This is a genomic window from Anaeromyxobacter oryzisoli (assembly GCF_022690765.1).
Classification (GTDB): domain Bacteria; phylum Myxococcota; class Myxococcia; order Myxococcales; family Anaeromyxobacteraceae; genus Anaeromyxobacter; species Anaeromyxobacter oryzisoli.
Map to the genome: position 1 here is coordinate 1 of NZ_JALCZA010000133.1, position 7543 is coordinate 7543.

8 protein-coding genes and 1 pseudogene are annotated in these 7543 nt (G+C 73.0%); all 9 read left to right on the forward strand.

What is annotated here, in order from left to right:
* On the forward strand, window positions 1-907 hold a 907-nt coding region (locus MNZ27_RS22450; RefSeq protein ID WP_242396304.1), incomplete at its 5' end, for a type VI secretion system domain-containing protein.
* A gap of 31 nt (window positions 908-938) precedes the next feature.
* Window positions 939-1424 carry a type VI secretion system contractile sheath small subunit gene (gene tssB, locus MNZ27_RS22455; RefSeq protein WP_242396305.1) on the forward strand — a complete coding sequence of 162 codons (486 nt, stop codon included), beginning with the start codon at window positions 939-941 and terminating at the stop codon, window positions 1422-1424.
* A gap of 22 nt (window positions 1425-1446) precedes the next feature.
* Window positions 1447-2925 carry a type VI secretion system contractile sheath large subunit gene (gene tssC / locus MNZ27_RS22460; protein ID WP_242396306.1) on the forward strand — a complete coding sequence of 493 codons (1479 nt, stop codon included), beginning with the start codon at window positions 1447-1449 and terminating at the stop codon, window positions 2923-2925.
* An 85-nt stretch (window positions 2926-3010) separates the two neighbouring features.
* Window positions 3011-3490 carry a type VI secretion system tube protein TssD gene (gene tssD, locus MNZ27_RS22465; protein ID WP_242396307.1) on the forward strand — a complete coding sequence of 160 codons (480 nt, stop codon included), beginning with the start codon at window positions 3011-3013 and terminating at the stop codon, window positions 3488-3490.
* 61 nt (window positions 3491-3551) lie between these two features.
* A complete protein-coding gene (gene tssE, locus MNZ27_RS22470) occupies window positions 3552-3935 on the forward strand; it encodes a type VI secretion system baseplate subunit TssE (protein ID WP_242396308.1) in 384 nt (127 codons plus the stop codon).
* Window positions 3936-3938: 3 nt separating this feature from the next.
* Complete coding sequence (tssF, locus tag MNZ27_RS22475; RefSeq protein WP_242396309.1) at window positions 3939-5675, forward strand: type VI secretion system baseplate subunit TssF; 1737 nt, start codon at window positions 3939-3941, stop codon at window positions 5673-5675.
* Window positions 5639-6703: a type VI secretion system baseplate subunit TssG gene (gene tssG / locus MNZ27_RS22480; protein ID WP_242396310.1), complete on the forward strand. Its 1065-nt coding sequence runs from the start codon at window positions 5639-5641 to the stop codon at window positions 6701-6703. Before tssF ends, tssG begins: the two co-directional genes overlap by 37 nt.
* Window positions 6700-7212, forward strand: a complete 513-nt coding sequence (locus MNZ27_RS22485; protein ID WP_242396311.1) for a DUF6484 domain-containing protein — start codon at window positions 6700-6702, stop codon at window positions 7210-7212. Before tssG ends, MNZ27_RS22485 begins: the two co-directional genes overlap by 4 nt.
* Window positions 7212-7543: pseudogene (locus MNZ27_RS22490) on the forward strand (hypothetical protein); the annotation flags it as partial. The gene MNZ27_RS22485 and the pseudogene MNZ27_RS22490, both read left to right, overlap by 1 nt.

Sequence of the window (7543 nt, forward strand, 5' to 3'; positions counted from 1 at the left end):
CACCGACTTCTTCCGCGACGTGGGCGGCGCGCTCGTCTCCGCAGCGATGACGCTCCGGGCTGCCAGCGCGAGCGACCCGCTCGCCTACCGCGTCGTCCGGACCGGGATCTGGCTCCACCTCGCGTCCGAGCCGCCTGCCGAGGGCGGGAAGACCACCGTGCCGGCGCCGGGGGAGGACCTCCGCGCGCAGCTCGAGCTGCTCGCGCAGAACCAGAAGTGGACGGCGCTCCTCGAGGAGGCCGAGTCGGCGCTCGGGCGGAACCGCTTCTGGCTCGACCTGCACCGCATGACGTCGCAGGCGCTGTCGGGGCTGGGGCCGGCGCACGACCGGGCGCGCGACGCCATCGCCGCCGAGCTCCGGACGCTCCTCGTCCGCATGCCCGCGCTCCCGACGCTCTCGTTCGCCGACGGCACGCCGTTCGCGGATCCCCAGACCCGCACCTGGCTCGAGGAGGAGGTCGCGCCGAAGCCCGGCGCGGGCGGCGCCGGGTCCGCAGCCGCCGACGACGCGGCGATCGATCCGGCGGTGCTGGAGCGGATCTCCCGCGCGCGGAAGCTGTTCGGCGGAGGGCAGGCGAAGGAGGCGCTCGGCGAGTTCCAGGCGTTCGTCGCGACGCGGCCCGACGGTCGCGCGCAGTTCCGGGCGCGCCTCGACCTCGCCCGGGCCTGCGCCGGTGCGGGCCTGACCGCACTCGCCAAGGGCACCTACGAGGAGCTCGATCGCGAGGCGGTCGCGCACGGCCTCGACGCCTGGGAGCCCGCCCTCGCCGCGGAGTGCCTGAAGGGCCTCATCGCCGCCGCGCGCGCCATGTCGAAGGACCCCCGCGGTGCGACGCAGGGGCTCGAAGCTCGCTACCAGCGCCTGTGCCGTCTCGATCCGGCCGCGGCGCACGAGGTGTGGCCGTGATCGAGAGCCACGAGGACCGAGGAGGGAGCGCATGAGCAAGGACCAGACCGTCGCGCCGAAGGAACGCGTCAACATCGTCTACAAGTCGCAGGTCGGAGAAGCCCAGCAGGAGACCGAGCTCCCGCTCAAGATCCTGATGGTCGGCGACTACACTGGCCGCAGCGACGACACGCCGCTCGAGGAGCGGAAGCCGGTCAACGTCGACGGCGAGAACTTCAACGACGTGCTCGCGAAGCAGAAGCTGTCGGTCGATGTCCAGGTGCCCGACAAGGTCTCCGGCGCGAAGGACGCGACCCTCGATCTTCACCTCGACTTCAAGAAGCTCGACGACTTCGGGCCCGAGGGCGTCGTGAACCAGGTCCCGGAGCTCAAGAAGCTCCTCGAGCTCCGCGCGGCGCTCACGGCGCTCAAGGGCCCGCTCGGGAACCTTCCTGCCTTCCGGAAGAAGATCCAGGCGCTCCTCGGGGACGAGGCCGCGCGCAAGCAGCTCATGAAGGAGCTCGGGCTCGCCGACTGAGGCGCGCACGGGGAGACGCGACATGGACAGCCAGACGAAGACCCAGGGACAGGGCGCCGCGGCGGGCGGCTCGCTCCTCGAGGAGATCCTCGCCGAGACGAGGATGAAGCCGAACGACGACGGCTACGACGTCGCGAAGCAGGGGGTCACCGCCCTGATGGCGGAGCTGCTGGCGCCGGGGAAGGCCGCCGGCGCGAAGGTGGACCGGTCGGCGGTCGACGCGATGATCGCGGAGATCGACAAGCGGCTCACCGCGCAGGTGAACGAGATCCTCCACCACCCCGACTTCCAGAAGCTCGAGTCGGCGTGGCGCTCGCTGCGGTTCGTGGTCGAGCGCGTCAACTTCCGCGAGAACGTCAAGATCGAGGTCCTGTCGATCCCCAAGGACGACCTCCTCGCGGACCTCGAGGACTCGCCGGACCTCACCAAGTCCGGCTTCTACAAGCTCGTCTACTCGAACGAGTACGGCGTGTTCGGCGGCAAGCCGTTCGGCCTCATGAACCTCAACTACGGGTTCGGGCCGGGCGCGCGCGACGTGGACCTGCTGCGGAAGGTGTCGGCGATCGCGTCGATGAGCCACTGCCCGGTGGTCTCCAACGCGGCGCCGGAGTTCTTCGGCGACTCCAGCTTCAGGAACGTCCCGAACCTGAAGGATCTGAAGTCGCTGTTCGAGGGGCCGCAGTACGCCCGCTGGCACGGGTTCCGCGAGAGCGAGGACGCGCGCTACGTCGGCCTGTGCCTCCCGCGATACCTGCTCCGCGTGCCGTACGGCGAGAAGGGCGTGCCGGTGAAGTCCTTCAACTTCGAGGAGGACGTCCTCGACCAGCACGAGCGGTACCTGTGGGGCTACGCCTCCAACGCGCTCGTCACGCGGATCGCGGACTCGTTCGCGAAGTACCGGTGGGCCCCGAACATCATCGGGCCGCAGTCGGGCGGCACGGTCGACGCGCTCCCCATCCACACCTACGAGGCGATGGGCGAGACGCAGATGAAGATCCCCACCGAGATCCTCCTGACCGAGCGCCGCGAGTTCGAGCTCTCGGAGGAGGGCTTCATCGGGCTCACCTACCGCAAGGACGCCGACAACGCCTGCTTCTTCTCCGCCAACTCGGCGCAGAAGCCGAAGCTGTTCGGGAACACCGCCGACGGGAAGGCGGCCGAGACGAACTTCCGCCTCGGCACGCAGCTCCCGTACATGTTCATCATGACGCGGCTGGCACACTACGTGAAAGTGTTGCAGCGCGAGCAGATCGGGAGCTGGAAGGAGCGCGCCCAGCTCGAGCGCGAGCTCAACCAGTGGATCAGCCAGTATGTCGCAGACATGGAGGACCCGGCGCCGGACGTCCGGTCGCGGCGGCCCCTCCGTCAGGCTCAGGTCGTGGTGGAGGACGTGCCCGGCCAGGCCGGGTGGTACCGGTGCAGCCTGAAGGTCCGGCCACACTTCAAGTACATGGGGGCGGCGTTCACGCTGTCACTGGTGGGGAAGCTGGACAAGGAGTGAAGAATCGCGTGAGCCGGATCGGCTCGAACGGCTCTACTTACGGTATGATGTCCCGCGCGCGCATCGGGCGCCCAGGGAGGACGACATGGCGCAGACGGTTCATCTGTTCCTGAAGGCCAACGGGAAGGACGTCAAGGGGGAGAGCACGCAGACGAGCCTCGGTCGCGAGGGGTCGATCGAGTGCATCTCGTACGAGCAGGCGGTGAAGACGGCGCGGGAGGAGGGCACCAACATGGTGACCGGGCGCCGCCAGCACCAGCCGATCAAGATCGTGAAGCGGATCGATCAGTCGTCGCCGCTCATCATGAAGGCGCTCACCGAGAACCAGAAGGTCGAGGCGGTCTTCAAGTTCTACCGCCCGAACCCTTCGGGCGACGGGACGACCGAGCAGTTCTACACGGTGCAGCTCAAGGAGGCGAACGTCTCCGCGGTGAAGCAGGAGGTGCCGGACACGATCGCCAAGGACACCGCCGGCCTGCCGCCGCTCGAGCAGATCGAGTTCGTGTTCAAGGAGATCATCTGGCGGTTCGAGAAGGGCGGCGTGGAGCACCCGGACAAGTGGTGATCGGGGCGGGCGGCGCGCCAGGGCGGCGCGTCGCCCGTCGCCGGCGCGGGGGTCCAGTCGCGTGAGCGGGCGCGGGCTGCTGTCGCGTGTCGCCTCGCCCGCCCACGCGGGCGACGAGACCGCGTCCATCGTCGAGCACCTCCGCGTCCTGCTCAACGCGCGGCAGGGCTCGGCGCCGAGCGCGCCGTCGTTCGGGGTGCTCGACTTCTCCGACGTCGTGCACTCGATGCCGGGCGCGGCGCAGGCGCTGGTCAAGTCGATCCGCGCCACCATCCTCGAGCACGAGCCGCGGCTGCGGAACGTCTCGGTGCGCCACGTCACCGAGAGCGGCGAGCTCGTCCTGCGGTTCGAGATCTCGGCGCAGCTCGCCGAGGGCCGGGCGGGGCGCACGCTGCGCTTCGCGACGACCGTCCGGCCCGGCGGTCGCTTCGACGTGAGCGGGTGAGCCATGTTCAGTCGGCACTACCAGGGCGAGCTGGCGTTCCTTCGCGCGATGGGGAAGGAGTTCGCCGCGGCGCACCCAACCATCGCCGGGCTCCTGGCGGAGCGCGGCGGCGATCCGGACGTCGAACGGCTCCTCGAGGGCGTCGCCTTCCTGACCGCGCGCACCCGCGAGCGGCTGGAGGCGGGCGTCCCGGAGATCGTCCACGACCTCGCCGAGATGCTGGCGCCGCAGTACCTGCGCCCGATCCCGGCGACCACCGTCGTCGAGTTCACGCCGGTCCCCGGCGTCCTCCGCGCGCGGGCGCAGCTCGCCGCCGGCGCCGAGGTGGCGTCCGTCGCCGTGGGCGGGGTCTCCTGCCGGTTCCGCACCACCGCGGAGCTCGCGCTGCTGCCGGTCACGGTGCAGGACGTGGCGCTCGACCAGGCGATCGGCGCCGCGCCGGCGATCCGCATCCAGCTCCACGCCGCGGCCGCCGCCCTCCGCAGCGTCCTCCAGGACGACGCGATCCGGTTCTTCCTCCACGGCGAGCTGCCGCTCGCGACGACGCTCCTGCTCTGGCTCGGCCGGCACCTCGCAGGCGTCGAGGTGCGCGCCGGCGGATCCGGCCGCGCGATCCAGCTCGACCGGCGCGCCGTCCGGCTCGCGGGCGGCGCCATCCCGCTCCTCCCCTGGCCGTCGCTCGCGCCCGCGGGCTACCGGACGCTGCTGGAGTACTTCACGTTCCCGCAGAAGTTCCTCTTCTTCGACGTGACCGGCCTCTCGGCGGCCCGCGACCTCGGCGAGGAGCGCCTCGAGCTCGTGCTCCGCTTCGAGCGCCCGCCGGAGCTGCCGGCGCGCATCGGGAAGGACACGTTCCGCCTCAACTGCACGCCGGTCGTGAACCTCTTCTCGATCGCAGGGGAGCCGGTGCGCGTCGAGGCGCTCGGCGAGGAGCACCTGATCCGGGCCGCGGGCATGGAGCCGCGCCACGTCGAGGTCCACTCCGTCGACGCCGTCGAGGGGGTCGCCGACGCGCGCGGCGTCCGGCGCCCGTACGCGCCGTTCTCGTCGTTCGGGCACGGGGCCGAGGGGCGGGAGGCGCGATTCTACCGGCTGCGCCGGCGCGGCTCGATCCTCGACGACGGCATCGACACCTTCGTATCGCTCGGCACGCCGCGCGACGGCGGCCCGGGGGGCGAGGAGACCCTCTCGCTGGAGCTGACCTGCACGAACCGATCGCTCCCCGCCCAGCTCAAGGTCGGCGACCTCTCCGTCGCGACCCAGAGCTCTCCCACCACGGCCCGGTTCCGGAACATCACCCCGGTGACGAAGCCGATCCGCCCTCCGCTCGGCGCGGAGCTGCAGTGGCGGCTCGTCGCCCACCTCGCGGCGAACCGCGCGTCGCTCGCCCGCGCCGACTGCCTCCGCGCGCTCCTCGAGCTCTACAACTTCCCGGCGCTGCTCGATCAGCACGCCGGCAGCGCCAACCGGCTGCGCATCGAGGGGATCCGGGGCGTCGAGGCGGGCCCGGCGCGCCGGGCGCTGGGCGGCGCGGTCGTCCGCGGGACGAAGGTGGCGCTCGAGCTCGACGAGGCGAGCTTCGGCGGCCCCGGCGACGCCTTCCTGTTCGGTGAGGTCCTCGACGAGCTGTTCGCCTCGCAGGTTGGGCTGAACGGGTTCACCGAGCTGGCGACGCGCCTCCACCCTTCGCAGCGGGAGTACGCATGGACGCCCAGGAACGGGACCCGGCCGCTGGTGTGATGGCCCCGGACGGCGCCGAGGACGCCAGGCTCGAGGCCGCCCGGCGGCGGGGGCTCGGCCCGCTGATGCTCCTCGTCGCGCGGCTGCGCCCGGACGCTCCCGAGGTCGGCGGCGACGCGATGCCGCGCGAGGAGCCGGTCCGGCTCCGGCACGACCCGTGGCTCGTCTTCCATCCCGGCGACGTGTCGGCGGTGCGCCGCACGCGGCTCCCAACCGCCCCCGACGGTCTCGAGCCCGGCCCGGAGGTCGTCGAGATCACCACGACCTTCCTCGGGCTCACCGGCGCCGTGAGCCCGCTGCCCGGCTACCTCGCCGAGGAGGTGGCGAAGGAGGTCGCGCACGAGGCGGACGAGCCGCCCCGCCAGCGCGAGTTCCTCGATCTCTTCCACCACCGCATCCTCTCGCTCTTCCACCGCGCCGCGACGGTGCATGATCCCACCGCGAACCACCTGTCCGACCAGTCCGACGCCTGGTCTCGCCGGGTCCTCGCGCTGGCGGGGCTCGACGCCGGCGCGGCCGCGCTCCCGAACGTGGAGCGGTGGCGCCTCCTCCGGTGGGCGCCGCTCCTGGGCGGGCGCGCGATGACCGCGGCCGGGCTCGAGGCCGCGCTCGCGGACCTCCTGTCGGACGACCTCGGCGCGGCGCGCGTGGCGGTGGAGCAGTTCGTCGGGACGTGGGCGCCGGTCGCGGCGGAGGACCGGACCCGGCTCGGCGTGGCTGCGTGCGAGCTGGGGAAGACCGCGTTGCTCGGCTCGCGCGTGTACGATCGGGCGGGCAAGTTCCGGGTCGTGATCGGGCCCCTCGACCGTGCCGGCTACGCGCGGTTCTCGGACCCGGCGCTGCAGGCGCTCGTCGCGCGCGCGATCGCGGCGCTCGCGGGCGACGAGCTGGAGCGGGAGCTCGTGCTCTGGCTCGGGCCGGACGCCGCCCCGCGGCTCGAGCTCTCCTCCCGCTGCGCCTCCCAGCTCGGCCGGAACGCCTGGCTCGGCCGGCAGGCGACCGAGGCGCGGTTCACGGTGGCGGCATGAGCCGGTCCCCTTCCCGCGCACCCGCCGCCCCGCCGGCGGAGGCGCGCGCCCAGGCCACGGTCCGCGTCGGGCGGGTGGTCGGCGCCGACGGCGGCGCGCCGGTGGTCGAGCTCCCGGGCGGCGCCGGGCCGGTGCGCGCGCGCAGCGTCGTGCTCCTCGACGGCGCCGGGCTCCGCGCCGCGATCTCGGAGCAGCGGGAGGTCGTGCTCCTCCTCGAGGAGGACGATCCGCGGCGCCCCATCATCGCCGGCTTCCTCGCCGCCCCATCGGCGACCCCGGCGCTCGACGCGGCGCTCGAGGCGACCCTGGCGCCGGCGCGCGAGGCGGTGGAGGTCGAGGTGGACCGGGAGCGGCTGGTGATCGAGGCGCGCGAGGAGGTGGTGCTCCGCTGCGGCGAGGCGAGCCTCACGCTCCACCGGAACGGGAAGGTCGTCATCCGCGGGCTGCACGTCGAGACGCGCGCGGCGGGGACGAACCGCATCAAGGGCGGCACGGTGAAGATCAACTGATGCGCGCCCCCGCGACCCCGCCCATCCGCGACGTCCTCGAGGAGCACCTCGCCGAGGCCGCGTTCCTGTGGGAGCAGCGCGAGCGCGCGCTCGCCTCGCCCCGCTACACGGTGGCCGAGGTCGCCGCGGGCGTGGAGCGCCGGCTGCACGCGCACCTCGCGGGCCTCGCCGTGGGCGGGGCGGAGGTGGAGGAGGAGCTCCTGGCGCCGGCGCTCGCCGTTCCGGACCGCGCCGTCGTGGCGGTCGCGGCCGCGGCGCTCGCCGGGCGTGGACGCGCGGACCTCGTGCGGACCGCGGCGGGGCCGTGGGACGCGCGCGCCGCGCGCGGCGT

Excerpts from the sequence above, each read along its gene's own strand:
- tssG (WP_242396310.1), top strand. The coding sequence starts at position 5,639 with ATGGACGCCCAGGAACGGGACCCGGCCGCTGGTGTGATGGCCCCGGAC.
- tssB (WP_242396305.1), top strand. The coding sequence starts at position 939 with ATGAGCAAGGACCAGACCGTCGCGCCGAAGGAACGCGTCAACATCGTC.
- tssF (WP_242396309.1), top strand. The coding sequence starts at position 3,939 with ATGTTCAGTCGGCACTACCAGGGCGAGCTGGCGTTCCTTCGCGCGATG.
- tssD (WP_242396307.1), top strand. The coding sequence starts at position 3,011 with ATGGCGCAGACGGTTCATCTGTTCCTGAAGGCCAACGGGAAGGACGTC.
- tssC (WP_242396306.1), top strand. The coding sequence starts at position 1,447 with ATGGACAGCCAGACGAAGACCCAGGGACAGGGCGCCGCGGCGGGCGGC.
- MNZ27_RS22485 (WP_242396311.1), top strand. The coding sequence starts at position 6,700 with ATGAGCCGGTCCCCTTCCCGCGCACCCGCCGCCCCGCCGGCGGAGGCG.